The organism is Pseudarthrobacter sp. NPDC092419, assembly GCF_044755045.1.
Taxonomy (GTDB): Bacteria; Actinomycetota; Actinomycetes; order Actinomycetales; family Micrococcaceae; genus Arthrobacter.
Window position 1 is genome coordinate 116,826 of the sequence record NZ_JBIVQF010000005.1, and the last position, 17,558, is coordinate 134,383.

The following is a 17,558-nucleotide window of genomic DNA, read 5'->3' on the forward strand; positions in this document are numbered from 1 at the left end:
GTCAGTTCCTGGAACCATTCGTCAGGGCATCCGTGCCGGTTGATTGGACGGCATCCGTGCCGTTTTTCAGCGCATCCGCTCCGGTGCGCAGCGCCGCGGCGCTGTCCTGCCAGGTTTTGAGCGAGAGGATGGAGCCCTCCAGCCCGTTGCGCGATCCGCGCGTGCGGCGACGTTCACGGCGTTCCCGGCTGATCGCCGTCGTACTTTCACCCGTTTCCGCCGCCAGCGCGTCCCTGAAGGACGCAGCCGGGGCAGCCTGGACAGCGGCCGGTTCGGCCGTGCGGGCATCAGTGCTGTTGATCACCGTCACGGACTGCTCGGTGACACCGAGCAGGAGGCGCTGTCCGTCCGCCTCGACGATGACGACGGATGCTTTTTGGCCGATTCCCTGCCGGGCGATGAGCTGGAGGGGGCGGGAATTGCCGACGGCGGTCCCCGCGTTCCTGCCAACGCGCCGCTGGATGATCCACAGCAGGGCCAATACGGCTCCCAGCGAAAGGATAACCCGCAGCCAGAGAATCAGCTCGTCCATCAGTGGACGCCGTCGGCAATGTCGAGGATACGCGTGATCCGGACGGCGTAATCCTGATCCACCACCACCACTTCACCGTGGGCGATGACCCGTCCGTTGAGCAGGACATCGGCCGGCGCGCCCGCGGAACGGTCCAGCTCCACCACGCCGCCGGGCTCCAGGTTCAGGACGTCGCGTACCGACATGCGGGTGCGGCCGATTTCCACGGTCAGCGCCATCTCTACGTTGTTGATGCGGCCGAGCTTCCCGGCCATGCTGCCGTGCTGGCGCTGGTGGCTGTCTGCTGACGGAAACGCGGTCCCGCCAAGGACCCCGTTTTCCCGGACACGGATGCCGAACCAGCCTGCGGTGCTTTGCATGTCCCGCAACTCGAACACCACTGTCTCGGGGTCGCTAAACAGGGCGGTGGCATCCTCGTCCCGGCATTCGCCCAGGACGCCTGAACCGAGCGCCGCGCTGGCGTTTTCCATGGCGGGCCGCAGCACGTTCGCGGCCGTGACCAGGCCTGCGCCGCCGCCGGCAGGAAGGACTGAGGAGGCATCCACCAGGGCCAAGGCGATGTCCGCGGAAACCGAGCCGACGAAGTTGGCGCTGACAGCCGAGGCGGCGGCGCCTGGCGGAAGGGCGCCGGCGGCGGGAGCCGCAGTCAGGGGTACCGGAGTAGGCAGCAGCTCAACCAGGGCAGCTGCGGCTGAGGTTTGCAGGGTGTGGTTTGCGCTCATCGGCGGGTCTCCTGGGTATTGACGATAACTGCGGCCAGCCGGGCACCGTTCGCTCCGGGCGCGGCCTGTGCCAGCGCCCGGCCTTCCACGGTGATGTCCAGCGGCCGGTGGGTGGGATGCGGCAAGGGAACCAGGTCCCCCACCGCCAGGTTCAGGACGGTGGTGGGGCGCACGCTGGCCGGGGTGAGGCTCAGGGAGACATCCACGGGCACGTATCCCAGCTGTTCCAGCAGCATGTCCTTCGAGTTCTCCGCTGAGGCAGTGGGATTGGCGGCGCCGAGGCCCGCCAGCAGCACCTCGGCGGGCATGGCGATGGTTGCGTCCGACGCGTCCTCGCCCACCCGGATGCTGAAAGAAGCCACGATCATGAGGTCCGTGGTGGCGGCGGCCTGGGCGAACTGGGAGTTGTGCTGAATGCTTTCGAGGCTGATGGCCGGTTCCATGAGTGAACCCAGCGAGTAACGGAGGTCCTCGAGGGCGTCCTCCATCAGGCGCCGCACCAGCGAATGCTCGATCTGCGTGAATTTGCGCTCCGGCGCCGGCTGGCTTCCGTTGCCGCCCAGCATCCGGCCAACCCAGGCAAGGCCCGCGGCGGTGGGAAACTGGATCACCGCTTTGGAGTCCAGGCCCTCGAGCCGGCACAGCACCATGGCCGTGGTGGACGGCAGGGACGCGGCGTAGGCGTCATAAGTCTGCATCAGGACGTTGCCGAACGTGACCTGGGATTTGACCCGGACCTTGGCGGTCAGCTGGGTGCCCCACTGCCGGGCAAAGGTCTCAAAGGCCAGTTCCAGGATCCGGCTATGCTCGCGGGCAAGGGTGGTGGGACGCCGGAAGTCATAGACTTCCACCGTCCGGGGTGCCCTCGCCCTCGGGTTGGGATTCTGGTTTTCCTGTGGACTCACGGCTCCCACTATCGGCCGCGGCCGGCCGCTCGTAAGGCGGTCAGGTGCTGCGTGATTTGAGCACGCCGGGAATCAGGGCACGGACCGTTTCGCTTTCATCCGAAAGGACCACGACGTCGGTACGCCGGTTGAGCATCAACTCCTCCGCCGTTTTGCCGGGCGTCAGCGGACGCGCGGAACCGAACCCCACGGCGCGGATGCGCTCCGGTGCGATGCCACCGGGCCTGATGAGGTTCCGCACCACGTTGGTGGCGCGTTCGGAGGACAGCTCCCAGTAGCGGGGGTTTGGTGCGGCGACCTTGGCGGTGTGCCCTTCGACGGCCACCTCCCGCTTGGTCAGGGACACCACCGGGCGGATCGTGTCCAGCACGCGCACGGTCTGGTCCGTCAGGTCCGCGGAGTCTGGCCTGAAGAAGGACTCGGCGCCCACCAGCCGGATGCTCAGCCCGCGCTCGTCGATGGCGAACCGGACGGAATCCAGCAGGCCCTGCCGGGCGAGGTCCTTGCTGATGCGGGCCTTGATGGCAAGCAGTTCGTCCGTTTCGGCCATGGCAAGTTCAAGGTCCGTCATGCCTTCGAGCTCTACATCGACCTTTTCGGGCGGAACCACCACGCCTTCTGCGGTGTCCACCTTGCCCTCATCCACGACCCCGAAACCACTCGCCAGAGAGTTCTTCAGCTTCTCGAATTTTTGGGCATCCACTGAGGACATGGCGAAGAGCACGATGAACAAGCACATCAGGACCGTGACCATGTCCGTGTAGGAGGCCATCCAGCGTTCGTCCGGGTGCTCGTCCGGTGGGACGTAGGCCTGCCGTCCGCGACGGCGGGGCATCAGGCGGCGTCCTCGAGGCGGGGCAGCACGCCGTCCTTCCCTGCGCCCTTCTTCCCGGTTCCTTCCTTGGGCAGGGCGTGGGCCGGGACCAGGGCCCGCAGCCGTTCCTGCAGCAGGAGCGGCTGGCTGCCGGCCTGGATCGCCAGGACGCCTTCCATCAGCAGCTGCATCCGGGCCAGTTCCATTTCGTTGACCTTGGCCAGGCGGCTGCCCAGGGGAAGCCAGATGAAGTTGGCCGACAGCAGACCCCACAGGGTGGCAACGAAGGCGGCTGCGATCATGTGGCCCAGCTCGTCCGGGTTGGAGAGGTTCTCCAACACGTGCGTCAGGGACACTACGGTGCCGATGATGCCGATAGTGGGCGCGTAGCCACCCATGCCCATGAAGAATTTGGAGCAGGCGTGGTCCGACTTTGCCTTGGTGGCGATTTCGTCCTCGAGCATGATGCGCAGGTCTTCGCCGTCCGTGCCGTCCGCAACGTTCTGCAGGGCGCCGCGCAGGAAGGGATCCTCCTGTTTGCCGGCTTCCTCTTCAAGGGCGAGCAGTCCCTCGCTGCGCGCTTTTTCCGCCAGGACCACGATCTGGTCGATGCTGTCTTGGGGTTTGGTGGCACGGCCCATGAATGCCTTGGGCAGTGACTTGAACGCGCGGAGCGCCTCACGCATGGTGGTTCCCGCCAGTCCCACGGCCAGCGTGCCGCCCAGGACCATGATCATCGGCGCCGGCAGCAGGATGGAGTTCACGCTGGAGCCTTCGAGCGTGATCATGGCGTAGAGCGAGCCGAACGCCAGCAGCAGGCCGATAATTGTTGCGGGATCCATAGTTACTCTCAATGTGTGGGGGGTTGCTCGGCCGTGGGGGCCGGAGGGTGGACGATGCTCAGGGGCCGCGCTCCGGGCTCCGGGGCCAGGACCGGAAGATCACGGGCGGTGGCCAGGACCCGGGCACGCCAGTCGGCGATCAGGTCAATGACTGCGCCCAGCGGCTCCGTGACGATGTATTTGGCCCCGTCCACCATCACCAACGTGGTGTCCGGGCTGGCGTACATGCGTTCGATCAGGTCCGGATTGACGGCAAACTGCGCACCATTCAGACGGGTTACAACGATCACGGGGCCCACTCCTGCATTCCGAGCCCGGCGGGCTTTCCCCCTAGACTTTCGGCAGTCCAGGGCCAGCCGTTAGCATTCGGGTTTTGTCCACATGGGCCCTAAACGGCCGACAAAGCCCTCTGAGTGGACAAGACTCCCGAAGGCTAGCGCTTCAGGTTGGTCAGTTCCTGGAGGACCTCATCCGAGGTGGTGATGATGCGTGAGTTCGCCTGGAAGCCGCGCTGGGCCACGATCAGGTTGGTGAACTCCTGGGAAAGGTCCACGTTGGACATTTCCAGGTAGCCGCCGGAGAGGGTGCCCACGCCCGGATCCCCCGCACTGCCGATGACGGCGCCGCCCGAGTTAAGGGTGGACCGGTAGCCCGACGCGCCGGCCTTTTCCAGGCCACCAGGGTTGGTGAACGTGGCAAGTGCGACCTTTCCGACCGCTTCCTTGGCGCCGTTGCTGAAGGAACCAACAATCGTGCCGTCGGGCGACAGGGTGAAGGACTGCAGGGTGCCCGCGGCACGCCCGTTCTGGCCGGTGTTGACCAGGGTGTTCAGGCCCGCGTAGCCGGTGACAGCTGTGAGGTCCACGGTGATGCCGCCGACGGCCATGGTGCCCCCGCCGGTCTGCTTGCCGTTGGTGAAGGCGAGGTTGGTTGCCCCGGTGGCCCCGGCGCCGTCGTCGCCCGTTACTGCCCAGCCGCCGGCCGTGCGGCTGAAGGTGAGCACCATGGTGCGGGCGTTGCCGGTGCCGTCGAAAACGTCGACGTCGCGCACCAGCTGCGTGCCCACGGCGGCTTCGGAGGGGAGGTTGCCGCCCATGCTGGCACCGGTGGTGGCGGCCGCGGGTGCCGTAGCCTGCGGGTCAACGGTCAGGTTTCCGACGGCCCCGCCGGTGGGTACCTTGCCGTTGACGCCTTTCCAGCCCTGCAGGAGCGCGCCGTCCGGCGTGACAAAGCGGCCCTGGGCGTCCAGGTCCAGCGCGCCGGCGCGCGTGTAGAGCTGCTCGCCGCCCTTGCGGGTGACGAAGAAACCGTCCCCGGAAATCATCATGTCCGTGGAGCGGCCGGTGGACTGTGCTGACCCCTGGGCGAAGTTGGTGGAGATGCCCGCCACCTGGACGCCGAGGCCCACCTGGGCGGGGTTGGTGCCGCCTACCGTGGCGCCACCGGCACCGGCGCCCTGCGTCATCTGCGACAGGGTGTCCTGGAACTGGGTGGCCGAGGCCTTGAAGCCGGTGGTGTTTACGTTGGCGATGTTGTTGCCGGTGACGTCCAGCATGGTCTGGTGGGAGCGGAGACCGGAAATGCCGGAGTACAGGGAGCGGAGCATGGTATGTGCCTTTCGGGAAGGAATTCTTGAAGTTAGGAAGCGCCGGCGGCGATGCCGGTTACAGCGTCGAGGGCAACGGCCTGGCCGCCCACGGTGACCGAGGGGACCTTGCCTGCGTAGGAGACGGACGTTGCCAGGCCGGTGGCGGTCTGGCCGTCGGCTCCGGTGTAGCTGACCTGCTGTCCGATCAAGGCCGCCGCCGCGGAGCGCATCTGCAGGGAAAAGTTCTCTTCGGCGTTGGTGGAGAGCTGGTTCAGCTTTTCCATCATGGCCAGCTGGGTGGTCTGGGCGATCATCTCGTTGGTGTCCATGGGCGAGCTGGGGTCCTGGTTCTGCAGCTGGGTGACCAGCAGCTGCATGAACACTTCCCCGTCCATGGTCTGCTTGGGGGCCCGTGCCGGGGCCCCGGTGTAAAGGCCTGCATCCCGCGGGGCCGTGACAGCTTCAATTGGCATCCTTTGGTTCTCCTTGCTTCAGGCCAGTACGTCGAGGCCGGTTGTTCCGGCATACCGGAGGTGGGGGTGGATTTCCTGTCCGGGGAGGGCAGGGGAACTGACAGCCTGGAACTGCCGCGGGCTGTTGCCGGCACGTTCGGCGGGGCGGCCGCCAGTACCGTCCTGGGCGCCTTCATGGGCATGGTCGTCCGGGCCGCTCCGGGCCGAGAGATCGAGGTTGCTGCCGAGCCCCGCTGATGCGAGGTCGCGCTTCAGGTCCTGCAGGATGGACCGGAGGGCGTCACGGCCGGCGTCGTTCGGGGCGAACAGTTCCACCCGCACGCCCTCGGCGCCGATGTGCGCCCGGACCGTCACCGGACCCAGGTTTTCCGGAGTGACGCTCAGGGTCATGGTGTGCTGGCCGGGCTTTGCCGTGGCCAGGGAAAACACCGGGCCGGCCAGCTGCCCTGCCAGCGGCGCGTGGGCTGAGGCAGGAACCTGCCCGGCTGCCGGCGCGGGTGCCTGAGAGAGCGCCTGCGCTGGCGTCCCTTGACCGAGTGTTCCAGAGACCGGGCCGACGACGGCGGGTTGCGCCGGCTCCTGCAGGTCACCTGCGGCGGGGAGCATGTTCCCCCCGCTAGCGGCCGGAGTTGCCGCAGAGGCGAGAGTTCCCGCAGGGTCGAGGCTTACTGCAGGGGCGAGGCTTCCCTCCGCGGCCCCGGCAGCGGTCCCGCCATCGGCAGCGGTTCCGCCCAAGTTACCGGCGGCACCCTGCGCATTGCCCACCAATGGAGCCGCAGTCTGCTGCGTCACCGGGGTGGCGGATGCCGTGCTCAAGGCCGTGGCTGAGGTGGTGCCCGGAGTTCCGGTGGAACCCGTCGTGCCGCCAGACACGGCGAATGCCGCTGGAAGGCCGGGCGCTGCCGCAGTGGCGCTGACCGCGGCGTCAGTGGCCCCGTGCTGCAGAAGCTGCCGGGCCGCCGTCGTGCTCAATGCTGCCTCGGAACCCTGCGCGGCCGTCCCTGCGGACTGACCTCCCGGAAGGGGAAACGGCACCGCTTCTGCAGCTGTTTGCGCCGCAAGCGGCCCGGCAGCCGACGGACCCGCGAGGGACTCCCCGGCTGCCGGACCTGCACCGGAGACCATGCCTGCCTGCGCGGCTACGGTAGCTGCATCGGCCGGCACTGCCTCGTTCGCCGCGGACCCAGCCCGCCCGGACCTCTGCACGGAGGGTGCGGATGCGCCGGGCTCAGGTCCGGCGCCCTCCATCCCGCTGTTCCGTGCGTCGTTCCGGGCCGTAGTGCGGGCATCTTCGACGGCACGCTGGCGTGCCCTCTCAATGGCTCCGCGGTCCGCGGGTTCCGGTGCGGACGCCGCGGAGCGGTCCCCGTCCCCGCGGCGCTCAGAAGGCCCTGCTGCTAAAGCCTTCCGCATTTGGACGCCGAACCCGGCGTCCCCCATGCCCGCGGATTTGTCCTTGCGGGGCAGGGGAGCTGATGTCCCTAGGCGGGACTGGTCAATGGTTATCATCTGACGGCACCGGCCATCAGGGGTGAACGGGCCGCGGCCAGCAGCCCGGAAAGGTCGCCAGCACCCGCGGTCCCGGCACCGCCGGGCACGGAAGCGGCCGCGACGTCGCCGGCGGGCAGGATCCTGCGGATGGCGGTGACGTTCGCGTCCGTTTCCCAGGCGTCGCGGACCTGGATGGTCTTCCCCGGCTGGGGCGCATCGATGGCCTTGCCGTTCCCCAGGTAGAGGGCAACGTGGCCGCCGTTGAAGCTGAACAGCAGGTCACCGGGCTTGGCCTGGGCCATGGACGGCACGGCCGTGCCCTGCTTCATCTGGTCCCACGTGACGCGGGGCAGCTCGTAACCGAGGTCCCGGTACACGTTCTGCACGAAAGAGGAGCAGTCCAGGCCCACGGCGGGGTCGTTGCCGCCCCAGATGTAGGGCAGGCCGACGTACTTGGCCGCCGTCTCGCCGATCTTGCCCGCGCTGGCGGGCGGGCCGTCTGCGCCGGGTGCCGTGGCCGCGGGCGTTGCCGGGTTCAAGCCCGCGGTGCCGGTGCCGCCGAGGCCCGGCATGGACGCGGTCAGGGCTTCGAGGGCCTGGTCAAACGCCGCGGGGTCGGCCGGAAGTCCTGCGGCAGTGCCGGCCGGAGCCGGGCGCTGTTGGATCTGCTGCACCGGAGGGGTCTGTCCCGACATCTGCGTCAGCGCAGCGCGGATTTCCTGCATCCGTCCTACGGCTTCGATCATCGGCATCAGTGCTGCCCGCCGATCGTCCGGCCGCGCACTGCGAGTTCGTCCAGGCCGATCTGTTCGGCGCGCAGCGCTTCGCCGCGGGCGGCAGCATGGTGCCGGGCCTCCAGCTTTTCGATCCCGGCCGCGTGCAGGCGCGCCTGAAGGTAGCTTTCGTGCGCTGCGGCGGCAGCGGCCTGATGTTCGACGGCCAGCGCGTCCAGGGTGGCGAGCATGCTGCGCGCCGATGCCCGGGCCGCGGCAACAGCCAGCAGGGCAGGCGTGCCGCTGGCTTCGCTGCTGGTGGAGTCCAGTTCGTGCCGGGCGGCCCGCTGCCGGTCCGCGTGCAGTCCGGCAGTCCGGTTCGCTGCCGCCAGCGTGCTCGCGGCTTCGTCCTCCTGGAGTCGGCGCAGGCGCATCAGGCCTGCGAGGGGGAAGGGTCGTGCCATCAGGATTCTCCGAGGGTGGTGGTGAGGTTGATCAGCTGCGTCCAGGCGTGGTCCGCCGGGGTGCTTTCGTTCATGAATTGCTGCAGGAACGCCGCGATGGCGCCTTCATGGTCCAGTGCGGCGTCGACCAGGGGGTTGCTGCCGCGGGAGTAGGCGCCGACGTCGATCAGGTCCTGCGCGGCGTTCCGGGCCGCCATGACTTTCCGCAGCTTCGCCGCGGCTGCCGAATACTCCGGCGGGTTGACCTTGGAGGCCAGCCGCGAGATGGACGCCAGGGCGTCAACGGAGGGGAAGTGCCCGGAGACTGCCAGCCGGCGGTCCAGGACCACGTGCCCGTCCAGGATGGAGCGGGCCGAATCCGCGATCGGCTCGTTGTGGTCATCGCCGTCCACCAGCACGGTGTAGACGCCGGTGATGGATCCTTCGCGGTCGGTACCGGCGCGTTCCAGCAGCTGGGCCAGCACCGAAAAGGTCGACGGCGGGTAGCCGCGGGTGGCCGGCGGCTCGCCAACGGACAGGCCGATCTCGCGCTGCGCCATCGCCACGCGGGTCAGGGAATCCATCATCAGGACGACGTCGGAGCCCCCTTCGCGGAACGCTTCGGCGATGCGCGTGGCCGTGAAGGCTGCCCGCAGGCGCATCTGGGCAGGCTCGTCCGAGGTGGAGACCACCACGATCGACCGGGCCAGGCCCTCGGCGCCGAGATCGTCCTCGAGGAATTCGCGCACTTCGCGGCCGCGCTCCCCCACCAGGGCGATCACTGACACCTCGGCATCCGTGCCGCGGGCGATCATGGACAGCAGCGAGGACTTGCCCACGCCCGAGCCGGCAAAGAGACCCAGCCGCTGGCCGCGGCCCAGGGTGGTGAGCGTGTCCAGGACGCGCACGCCGGTTTGCAATGGCGTGCTGATCCGTGCGCGGTGCATCGCCGACGGGGTGGGGTGGTCCAGCGGAACCAGCGCCTCGGTGCGGAGCGGGCCCTTGCCGTCAATGGGCCGGCCCAGGCCGTCGATCACCCTGCCCAGCAGTCCGCGGCCGGTGGGCACCAGCAGGGCCACGCCCTTGGTTCGGACGGGGTCCCCGGCGCTGATGCCGGCGATGCTGCCCAGCGGCATGCACCGCAAGCCCGTTGCTGACACGGCCACCACTTCGGCGTCGATGCCTTCGCCGTCGCCCACGGTGACCAGGTCACCGATCGCGGCGTCAATGCCGGCCGCTTCCAGCCCCAGTCCGAGGACAGAGGAGACAGTGCCCACCCGCTCGGGCCGGGCTGCGCCGATCGCGGCAGAAAAGTTGGCGGCCCGGGGCCGCCAGTCGAGGATCGTCACGGTTGTTCCACCGCCAGTGCGCTCTTGGCCCGGGCCAGGGCAGTGCTGATTTTGGCATCCAGGAAACCGTGCGGAAGTTCCGCCACGGCATCACCGCAGCTGAGCGCGGGATCCGGAGTGAGTCCGACGGCGGGCCGGCCAGGTTCGCCGGCCGGGGACACGCCGTCGGCCATTGCCCGTTCCAGGACATCGAGGTCCTGCGGGTTCATCCGGATGGTGACGACCTCCAGCCCCTTGCTGCCGGAGAGGGCGCGGTCCAGCGCCGCCCGGGCTGCCTTGGAGCGGTCCGCCAGCTCATAGCCCAGGATGGCTTCGGCGAGCTCGACGGCGGCAACCACCAGGGTCTCCTCCGCGGCGGCAACGGTCGGAACGGTGCGCGCACTAAGGACCTCGGCTGCAGACTGTAGCAGCCGGGCCAGGTAACGGGCTTCACGCTGCTGCTCGTCGCGGCGCGCAGCCAGGTCGGCTTCCAGTTCCTCCAGCAGGCGCAGGCGCTCGGCTTCGGCGGCGCGGAGCCCGGCGGTGTAGCCGGCGGCATGCCCGTGGACGTACCCGTCGTCGTGAATTTCCGGCTCCGGCCGGCGCAGCTGCGGAAACGCCATCTGGGCGAACCCGTCCTTAGTAGACAAAGGCATCTTCGTCGCCCCTGCGCACGGTGATGGAACCTTCGGCCTCAAGCTCGCGGATGGACCGGACGATCTCGGACCGGGCCTCCTCCACCTGGGAAGAACGGACAGGGCCCATCGAACTGATCTCGGATTCCAGGATTTCGAGGTTGCGTTCAGACACGTTGGTGTGGATGGCTTCCAGCACGGCAGGGCTGGCGCCCTTCATGGCCAACGCAAGCACGGAGACGTTGACGCCGCGGAGGATGCGCTGGATGTCGCGGCGCTCCAGCTTGACGATGTCAGCGAAGGTGAGCATGCGGGAACGGATTTCCTCGGCAAGCTCGGGGTCGAGGTCCTGCAGGCCGTCCAGGACGGACTTTTCGGTCAGGACATCCGCACGGTTGATGATTTCCACCAGCGGCTGGATGCCGCCCACGGCGTCTACGTGTTCAGGTGCAACGACGGCGCCGGCCCGGGCCTTGAGCGTGTCCGCCACTGCGGCCACGGCTTCCGGGGTGGCGGTGCCCATGGTGGCGATGCAGTGTGCCACCTCGGTCCGGGAACCCTCCGACAGCCCGGACATGACGGCGGAGGCGGCGTGCGGCGGCAGGTGGGCGAGCACCAGCGCGATAGTCTGCGGAAGCTCGCCGTCGAGCATTGCAATGATCTGGCCCGGCTCCGCGTTGTCCAGGAATTCGAACGACTTGCCGGCCATGGAGGATGTCAGCCGGTCCATCACGCCTGCGGCGCGCTCCACACCGAAGGATGCCTCCAGGAGGCCGACGGCGAATCCCTTGCCGCCGTGGGCGTGCCGGCGGCCGCTGACCGTCAGTTCGTGGAATTCGGTGATGACGCTTTCGGCAACGCCGGCGTCCACCCTGCGCAGCTTGACGATCTCCGCGGCAATTTCCTGCGCCTCGGTCTCGGAGAACTGCTGCATGACCAGCACGGCTTTGTCCTGGTTCATCTGCATCAGCACCACCGCGACCTTTTGGATCCCGGTCAGTTCCTTTTGGACGGTGTTCATACCGGCTGCCTGTCATCGATCAGGCTGCGGAGGTATTCCGCGGTCCGTTCCGGATCGCTGCCCGCCAACGCGTCGATCTGGGCGCGCTTGAGTTCAATGTCGGCTGCTTCGACCGGGGGTACCGGCAGGGCCTGGATGTCGATGGCCGCCGTGGGCGGACCGAGGGCAATGGGGGCGGGGACCGTCACGAGTTCCGGCTGCGGGTCGTAGCGTTCGCCCAGATCCACCGGTTCCCTGAGCTGGTGGCGGGAGCGCCGGGCATAGAGGACAGCGGCCAGGAGCATGAGGAGGAGGACGCCGGCCACGATGATGGCGGTGCGGATGAGGCCCGCCATCCTTTCTGCCTCGGCGGCTGCGTCGGCGGCTGCCAATGCCTCCGCTGCCGCATCGGCCCCTGCGGTGTTGAAAGGAACGACCTGAACCGTGACCTCGTCGCCGCGGTCAGCGTTGATGCCAGCGGCCGCCTGAACCAGATCGGTGATGCGGCCGACGTCGATTCCAGCGGCTGCGGCGTCGTTGACGGCCACGGAGACGGTTTGGCGGGTCAGCGTTCCGGCGGGAATCTTCCGGGATTCGGTGACCTTGTTGACGGCGTTGTTGCGGGTGCTCTCTTCGGAGTTGAACGTCCCGCCGTCGCCGGTACCGCCCGGAACGGCAATGTTGTCCGGGCCCAGGACGCCCGCGGCAGGGCCGCCGGTACCCTCATAGGTTTCGGTCTTGGTGGACTCGTTCAGGGCCAGGTCTTCCCGGGGTGACGTGAAAGCCTCTTCAACCCGTTCAGCGGATTCGCGGCTGATGTCCGCTGCCACAGCGACCGTGGCATTGCCGGGTCCCACCACACGGTCCAGCATGGACTGGACGGAGTTCCGGACGTTTTCTTCGTAATCGGCGGCCTGCTTGTCGGCCGAGCCGGTGGCTCCTGCGCCGACGGCGGAAAGAACGGTTCCCTTCGAGTCGATGACGGCCACGTTTTCGGCCTTCATACCCTCGATTGAGGCAGAAGTCAGGTGCACGATGGCCTGGATCTGGTCTGCGCTGAGGGTGACGCCGTTCTGTGTTTCCACGAAGACTGACGCAGTGGGCTCGGATTTGGTAGAGACGAAGACGGTCTCTTCGGGGATGGCGAGCCGGACGGACGCCTTCTTGACGCCTTCCAGGGCGGTCACCGTAGCAGCCAGTTCGCCTTCGAGGGCACGCTTGTAGGTGACCGACTGCTGGAACTCGGAGGACGTCACGCCCATGTCATCGAGCAAGGCATAACCGGTGGCCGTGGAGGAGGGCAGGCCTGCAGAGGCAGCCTTGAGCCGCTGGTCATAGACATTGGCCTCGGGCACCAGGATGGTGCTTCCGCCGCCGCTCAATTCGTAGGGCACGCCGTCGGCCCGCAGCTGCTCCACAATGGTGCTGGCGTCGGAGGCCTGGAGCCCGGAGAAGAGCGGCGTGTAGGAGGGCTTGGTCAGCACGGCGGTCAGGGCGAAGCCGCCCAATGCCAGTACTGCGATACCAAGGATCACCAAGGTGCGCTGGGCCACGCTGAAGCCCTGGACCACCCCGCCTGCCCGCTGCAGGAAGCCGTTAATCTTCGGTGGCATCAGGCCTGCATCCTCATGATCTCGTTAAAGGCGTCAACGCCCTTGTTCCGCACGGCAGCGACAAGCTCCAGGGTCACCTGCGCCCTGGTGGACGCCAGGGTGGCGGAGTGGATGTCGTCAAGATCGCCGGTAACGGCCTTGATGGCCAGCTCCTTGGACGTGGCCTGCAGTTGCTGGAGGTTGTCCACGGCGCCCGTCAGCGAAGAAGCGAAGCCGTCCCCGTCGCTGGGGCTGACTGCTGCTGGATTGGCGAGGTAACCGGTGGGCGCGACGGACTGGACGGCGCCAATGGGGCTGATGGGCATCAGGATTTTCCGATCTGGAGTGCGGCCTGGTAGGTCTCTTTGGCGCGGTCAACAACCGCTGCATTTGCCTGGTAGCCGCGCTGGGCCATGATGAGCGAGCCCATCTGTTCGGCCATGTCGATGTCCGGGTAGCGGACGTAACCGTCTTCGTCGGCCAGCGGGTGGTCGGGCTGGTGCACCACGCGGCCTTCGGCGTCGCCGAATTCGGCTCCGGCGACGTAGACGCCGGCGTTGCCCTGTCCGGCCTGGGCCAGGACGTACCTGGCCTGGAAGGCAGCCCCGTCTGTAGAGGAAGCGTTGTTGATGTTGGCCAGGTTGTCCGAGACGGCGTCGAGCCATTTACGGTGGACGGTCATGCCGGTCCCGGCGATGCCGATGGCGTCAAAGGTCATCAGTTGGTCCTCATTGCTGCGCGCACTGCGGAGAAGCTTCCCTCGGCCGCACGTGCGGCGAACTGGTAGCGCAGGACGGTGTCGATGTTGGAGAGCGTCTCTGTTTCGAGGTTGACGTTGTTTCCGTCCAGTCGCGTGGGTTCGAGGGAGCCCTCAACGCTCGCCTGGGCGCGGCCATCGCCTGCCTTGACGGAACCGGCCAGGGCTGCTTCGAACGCTACCCTCTGGGCCTTGAAGTTCGGTGTGTTGACGTTGGCGATGTTGTTCGCAATGGTGCGCTGGCGCAACGCCAACCCGTCCAAGGCGCTTTCCAGCGCCACGGCTGATACCGAATTAAACACAGAGAAGCCCTACTTGTGCAGAAGTTTGTGGCGGCCGATCCATGGCCTGGGAGGTGAGGCATCCGTGCTCACCTAGTTCTATCGGCACAGCTTCCGGGCACGTAAGCGGCATCCGGGGATTTGTTACCAGTCGGTTGGGTTAGCCTTCGACGTCGAGGTAAACCGACTGCAGTGGCGGCCGGACGGAGGGAATGGCGTCCAGGGCAGCGAGGTGTTTTGCGGTGTCTTCCTTAGCCTGCTGCAGCGCGATGAGCGCCTGTCGCTGGGCGCGGAGGATCCGGTCGGCCCTTCCGGCGAGGCGCGCGGGCAGCGGGCCAAGGTCCCGGGGGGCATTCCACGGTGCGGATACGGGAGCCTCGTCAGTATCGCGATCCTGGGCGGACAGCAGGTCAGCCTCAAAATCGGCCAGCACGGACTCCCAGTCGGCGTCCGCACCGGATTTTTGGCCTGCCACCTCAGGCAATGCCAAGGCTCGCGCCGGATGCCGTCGCCGGCGTACGGGCGGGCAGCTGCGCCGCAGCTTCATGCCACGTCTGCTGCAGCGGTTCCAGGAGCCGGATGGCTTCGCGGGTGCGGTCCACACTCCGGTGCAGGTTGGCGGAGACCAAGGCGGAGGAAACGTAGTTGTAGATGCCCAGCAGGTTGTCTGCGCCATCCCAGGCTTTGGTGTCCAGGGACGCCGTGAGCTCGGCGATGATGGCTTGGGCGTGCAGCAGGTTCTCGGAGGCAACCGGCCAGTTTGCAGCGTCCTGGGCCGCTTCCGCCCGGCGCAGGTCCACTAGCAGACGGTCATACAGCATGGTCACGAGCTGAGCCGGCGTGGCCGAGAGGATGGCCTCACGGCGGAGCTGGTCACGCTGCCGGTTGAAGATTGCGGCTGTTGTCATGATCCTGAGTCTCCTCGGGGAAGGGTAGCGAGCTGGGAGGCGAGCCAAGCCGACTGTGAGTTCATGCGGCTGATCTGGACCTCCAGTCCCGAGTAGACACGCTTGAGCGTCTCTTCACGGACTGCCAGACGATCGTCCCATTTCAGGATCTGGTCCTGCATGTTCTTAACCACGGACTGCCGGCCGTTAATACTGGCGGTGATCAGCCCGGTGTACTTGTCGGAGCTGATGGTGGCAGCAGCTTCCACCCGGCCAGCGATCGTCTGCAGCGTCGACTCCACAAGCGCGGGATCTGCTGCCAGCGCGGCGGAGAACTTCGCGGAGTCAAAGGTGAAGTTTCCGTCCTTGGTGATCGTAATACCGATCTCCGAGGGTGATTTTCCACCTACCGGCTGGGATGCCGCCGAGAGCAGCCGGTGGTTGGCATCACGTACCGTGCTGTCGCCGGTGAAGTTGCCCGCCTTGGTGCCGGCGGATCCGGCCGCCGGGGTGACGGCGCTGTTGGACTTGATGTAGGCGAAGATGCCGTTGAGCGCGCTGACCAGGTCTTCGGCCTTCTTGGTGACCTGTTCGCTGTCTCCGGCAACGGTGACGGTGACCGGCGCGGTGGGCACAGAGGTGAGCGTCACGTCTACCCCCGGCAGCAACCGCGTAAAGGTGTTGGACGACGACGTGATGGCTTGCGCTGCGCCCGTTCCGGCCCACAGGGTGACCTGGGCGTCCCGGCCCGTCTTGATGACGGCGGCGCCGGTTTCTGCGAAGAGATCGGTGGCGGTACCGGCCTCGAGGTCAGCGATGCTGCCACGGTAGGCGGAAAAGGATCCTGCAGCACCAGAAGTTTCGGAGGTCAGCTGGAGCCTGTGCTCCCCGTTGCCGGTGGCGACCTTCATCGCGGTCACTCCGGCCGCCGCTGAAGCGTTCACGGCGGAGACAACGTCGTCGAGACTCGTGGATGCTGCGGTGACCTCGGTGCGGGTGCCGTCGGCGGCTACGAAGGTGAGGACCGGCGGGTCGTTAGGCCAGGCAGTCATGGCGGCGCTGACGCCCGCATGGGTCTGGGCCAGCCGATCAACAGTGAAGTCAACGGAACCGGCGGTGGCGCCGGGACCGGCTTTGGCCGTTACGCCGTCGGTGCTGGACGTTGCCACGAAGAGGTCCAAGGCGCCAGTCTTGGCAGTTGCCTTGCTCAACTCGGCCAGGGACGCGATTTTGGCATTCAGCGTCTGCAGGGACGTCACCATGCTCTGCGAGGCCGAAACCTGGTTCTTGAGCAGCGTCTGCGGGATTGCTTCAATCCTCATCAATGATTTGATGATCCCAGCGGTGTCCATTCCCGTGGCGATACCAGATAGCGCGAAGCCCATAAGAATCCTTGGATGTACTAGATGAAGCAGCTGTTGCGGACGGGACCGCTGCCGGCAGTGGCCAGGAAGACTTTGTTTGTCCTTCCTGGCCACTGCCGGCGGCGTTTACTTACCGTGTTACTGGTATTAGCCCAGCAGCTGCAGCACGCCCTGGTTGGACTGGTTGGCCTGCGCGAGCATGGCGGTACCGGCCTGGGACAGGATGTTCGAGCGGGTATAGCTGACCATTTCACCCGCCATGTCGGTGTCGCGGATGCGGGATTCTGCGGCCTGCAGGTTCTCGCGGGTGACGTTCAGGCTGTTGATCGCCGACTCAAAGCGGTTCTGCTTTGCACCGAGCTCAGAGCGGGAGGTGCTGATCGCCGTGATGGAGGTGTCCAGCGCCTCGATCGCGAGAGCAGCGTTAGCTGCAGTGTCTACGGTGATCGTTGCAGTCACGTCGCCACCGGTGGCGTTAGTGGTGACGACGCCGGTCAGAGCGGTGGCGAGGTCAGTCAGATCGACGGCGATGGTGTTGGAGACGTCCGTGCCTGCGTTACCGTTGGCCCCTACCTGGAACGACTTAGTGGAGCCGTCCATGAGGTTGATGCCGTTGAACTCGGTGTTGGTCTGGATTCGGTTCAGTTCCGAAGCCAGGCCATCAATCTCAGTCTTGATGGCGTCACGGGATTCTGCGTTGTTCGAGTCGTTACCGGCCTGGACGGCCAGGTCACGCATACGCTGCAGGATGGAGTGAACCTCGGACAGGGCGCCTTCAGCGGTCTGGATGACCGAGATGCCGTCCTGGGCGTTGCGCGCAGCAACGTTCAGGCCGTTGATCTGCGAACGCAGGCCCTCCGAGATGGAAAGACCGGCAGCATCATCAGCTGCACGGTTGATGCGCAGGCCGCTGGAAAGCTTCTCCAGCGACTTGGACAGGTCGTTCTGCGTGTTGGACAGGTTCCGGTGAGCGTTAAGCGCGGAAATGTTGGTGTTAATCTGCATACCCATGATGAATTCCTCCGTGATGTGGGTGAAACTAAGCCGCTCCATCCGTGGGGCGACACCAAGCACTATCGCCGCGGCGCCCGCGTCCGTTAGCCGATACAAAAAAATTCTTGATTTAACCTTGATGCAAGCTTGCACCTTCCCTTGGACCCAATGCCTAACGCCGGTTGCATACAGGACGAC

At 66.8% G+C, this 17,558-nt stretch carries 22 protein-coding genes; all 22 read right to left on the reverse strand.

What is annotated here, in order from left to right; genetic code table 11:
* Position 1: 1 nt before the first annotated feature.
* The 22 genes from ACIQC0_RS10000 to ACIQC0_RS10105 all read right to left on the reverse strand — a co-directional run bounded on the left by ACIQC0_RS10000 (position 2) and on the right by ACIQC0_RS10105 (position 17,378).
* On the reverse strand, positions 2-532 hold the full coding sequence (locus tag ACIQC0_RS10000; protein ID WP_377214491.1) for a FliO/MopB family protein: 531 nt from the start codon (positions 530-532) through the stop codon (positions 2-4).
* Entirely contained in the window at positions 532-1,254 is a 723-nt protein-coding gene (gene fliN, locus ACIQC0_RS10005; protein ID WP_377214490.1) for a flagellar motor switch protein FliN, read from the reverse strand. Before fliN ends, ACIQC0_RS10000 begins: the two co-directional genes overlap by 1 nt.
* Positions 1,251-2,159, reverse strand: a complete 909-nt coding sequence (locus ACIQC0_RS10010; RefSeq protein WP_377214489.1) for a flagellar motor switch protein FliM — start codon at positions 2,157-2,159, stop codon at positions 1,251-1,253. Before ACIQC0_RS10010 ends, fliN begins: the two co-directional genes overlap by 4 nt.
* A gap of 40 nt (positions 2,160-2,199) precedes the next feature.
* Entirely contained in the window at positions 2,200-2,994 is a 795-nt protein-coding gene (locus ACIQC0_RS10015) for a flagellar motor protein MotB (RefSeq protein WP_377214488.1), read from the reverse strand.
* Positions 2,994-3,815, reverse strand: a complete 822-nt coding sequence (locus ACIQC0_RS10020) for a motility protein A (protein ID WP_377214487.1) — start codon at positions 3,813-3,815, stop codon at positions 2,994-2,996. Before ACIQC0_RS10020 ends, ACIQC0_RS10015 begins: the two co-directional genes overlap by 1 nt.
* Positions 3,816-3,823: 8 nt before the next feature.
* Positions 3,824-4,105 carry a flagellar FlbD family protein gene (locus ACIQC0_RS10025; protein ID WP_377214486.1) on the reverse strand — a complete coding sequence of 94 codons (282 nt, stop codon included), beginning with the start codon at positions 4,103-4,105 and terminating at the stop codon, positions 3,824-3,826.
* Positions 4,106-4,248: 143 nt separating this feature from the next.
* Positions 4,249-5,421: a flagellar hook protein FlgE gene (locus ACIQC0_RS10030; protein ID WP_377214485.1), complete on the reverse strand. Its 1,173-nt coding sequence runs from the start codon at positions 5,419-5,421 to the stop codon at positions 4,249-4,251.
* A gap of 32 nt (positions 5,422-5,453) precedes the next feature.
* A complete protein-coding gene (locus ACIQC0_RS10035; RefSeq protein WP_377214484.1) occupies positions 5,454-5,876 on the reverse strand; it encodes a flagellar hook assembly protein FlgD in 423 nt (140 codons plus the stop codon).
* 18 nt (positions 5,877-5,894) lie between these two features.
* A complete protein-coding gene (locus ACIQC0_RS10040) occupies positions 5,895-7,385 on the reverse strand; it encodes a flagellar hook-length control protein FliK (protein WP_377214483.1) in 1,491 nt (496 codons plus the stop codon).
* Entirely contained in the window at positions 7,382-8,119 is a 738-nt protein-coding gene (locus tag ACIQC0_RS10045) for a C40 family peptidase (RefSeq protein WP_377214482.1), read from the reverse strand. The genes ACIQC0_RS10040 and ACIQC0_RS10045 overlap by 4 nt, the downstream gene beginning before the upstream one ends.
* Entirely contained in the window at positions 8,119-8,544 is a 426-nt protein-coding gene (locus ACIQC0_RS10050) for a flagellar export protein FliJ (RefSeq protein ID WP_377214481.1), read from the reverse strand. Before ACIQC0_RS10050 ends, ACIQC0_RS10045 begins: the two co-directional genes overlap by 1 nt.
* The gene (locus tag ACIQC0_RS10055; RefSeq protein ID WP_377214480.1) at positions 8,544-9,872 is read right to left on the reverse strand and encodes a FliI/YscN family ATPase; all 1,329 of its coding nucleotides are present in this window, start codon (positions 9,870-9,872) and stop codon (positions 8,544-8,546) included. Before ACIQC0_RS10055 ends, ACIQC0_RS10050 begins: the two co-directional genes overlap by 1 nt.
* Positions 9,869-10,507: a FliH/SctL family protein gene (locus ACIQC0_RS10060; protein WP_377214479.1), complete on the reverse strand. Its 639-nt coding sequence runs from the start codon at positions 10,505-10,507 to the stop codon at positions 9,869-9,871. The genes ACIQC0_RS10055 and ACIQC0_RS10060 overlap by 4 nt, the downstream gene beginning before the upstream one ends.
* Positions 10,491-11,507: a flagellar motor switch protein FliG gene (gene fliG, locus ACIQC0_RS10065; RefSeq protein WP_377214478.1), complete on the reverse strand. Its 1,017-nt coding sequence runs from the start codon at positions 11,505-11,507 to the stop codon at positions 10,491-10,493. Before fliG ends, ACIQC0_RS10060 begins: the two co-directional genes overlap by 17 nt.
* Entirely contained in the window at positions 11,504-13,099 is a 1,596-nt protein-coding gene (fliF, locus tag ACIQC0_RS10070; protein ID WP_377214477.1) for a flagellar basal-body MS-ring/collar protein FliF, read from the reverse strand. Before fliF ends, fliG begins: the two co-directional genes overlap by 4 nt.
* Positions 13,099-13,404: a flagellar hook-basal body complex protein FliE gene (gene fliE / locus ACIQC0_RS10075; RefSeq protein WP_377214476.1), complete on the reverse strand. Its 306-nt coding sequence runs from the start codon at positions 13,402-13,404 to the stop codon at positions 13,099-13,101. The genes fliF and fliE overlap by 1 nt, the downstream gene beginning before the upstream one ends.
* Positions 13,404-13,796, reverse strand: coding sequence for a flagellar basal body rod protein FlgC (locus ACIQC0_RS10080; RefSeq protein WP_377214475.1), 393 nt, complete (start codon positions 13,794-13,796; stop codon positions 13,404-13,406). The genes fliE and ACIQC0_RS10080 overlap by 1 nt, the downstream gene beginning before the upstream one ends.
* A complete protein-coding gene (flgB, locus tag ACIQC0_RS10085) occupies positions 13,796-14,137 on the reverse strand; it encodes a flagellar basal body rod protein FlgB (RefSeq protein ID WP_377214474.1) in 342 nt (113 codons plus the stop codon). The genes ACIQC0_RS10080 and flgB overlap by 1 nt, the downstream gene beginning before the upstream one ends.
* 139 nt (positions 14,138-14,276) lie before the next feature.
* Positions 14,277-14,606, reverse strand: coding sequence for a hypothetical protein (locus ACIQC0_RS10090; RefSeq protein ID WP_377214473.1), 330 nt, complete (start codon positions 14,604-14,606; stop codon positions 14,277-14,279).
* Positions 14,593-15,024, reverse strand: coding sequence for a flagellar export chaperone FliS (fliS, locus tag ACIQC0_RS10095; protein ID WP_377214472.1), 432 nt, complete (start codon positions 15,022-15,024; stop codon positions 14,593-14,595). Before fliS ends, ACIQC0_RS10090 begins: the two co-directional genes overlap by 14 nt.
* Positions 15,021-16,388: a flagellar filament capping protein FliD gene (gene fliD, locus ACIQC0_RS10100; protein WP_400534685.1), complete on the reverse strand. Its 1,368-nt coding sequence runs from the start codon at positions 16,386-16,388 to the stop codon at positions 15,021-15,023. Before fliD ends, fliS begins: the two co-directional genes overlap by 4 nt.
* Before the next feature lie 126 nt (positions 16,389-16,514).
* Positions 16,515-17,378, reverse strand: a complete 864-nt coding sequence (locus tag ACIQC0_RS10105) for a flagellin (protein ID WP_377214471.1) — start codon at positions 17,376-17,378, stop codon at positions 16,515-16,517.
* Positions 17,379-17,558 lie beyond the last annotated feature (180 nt).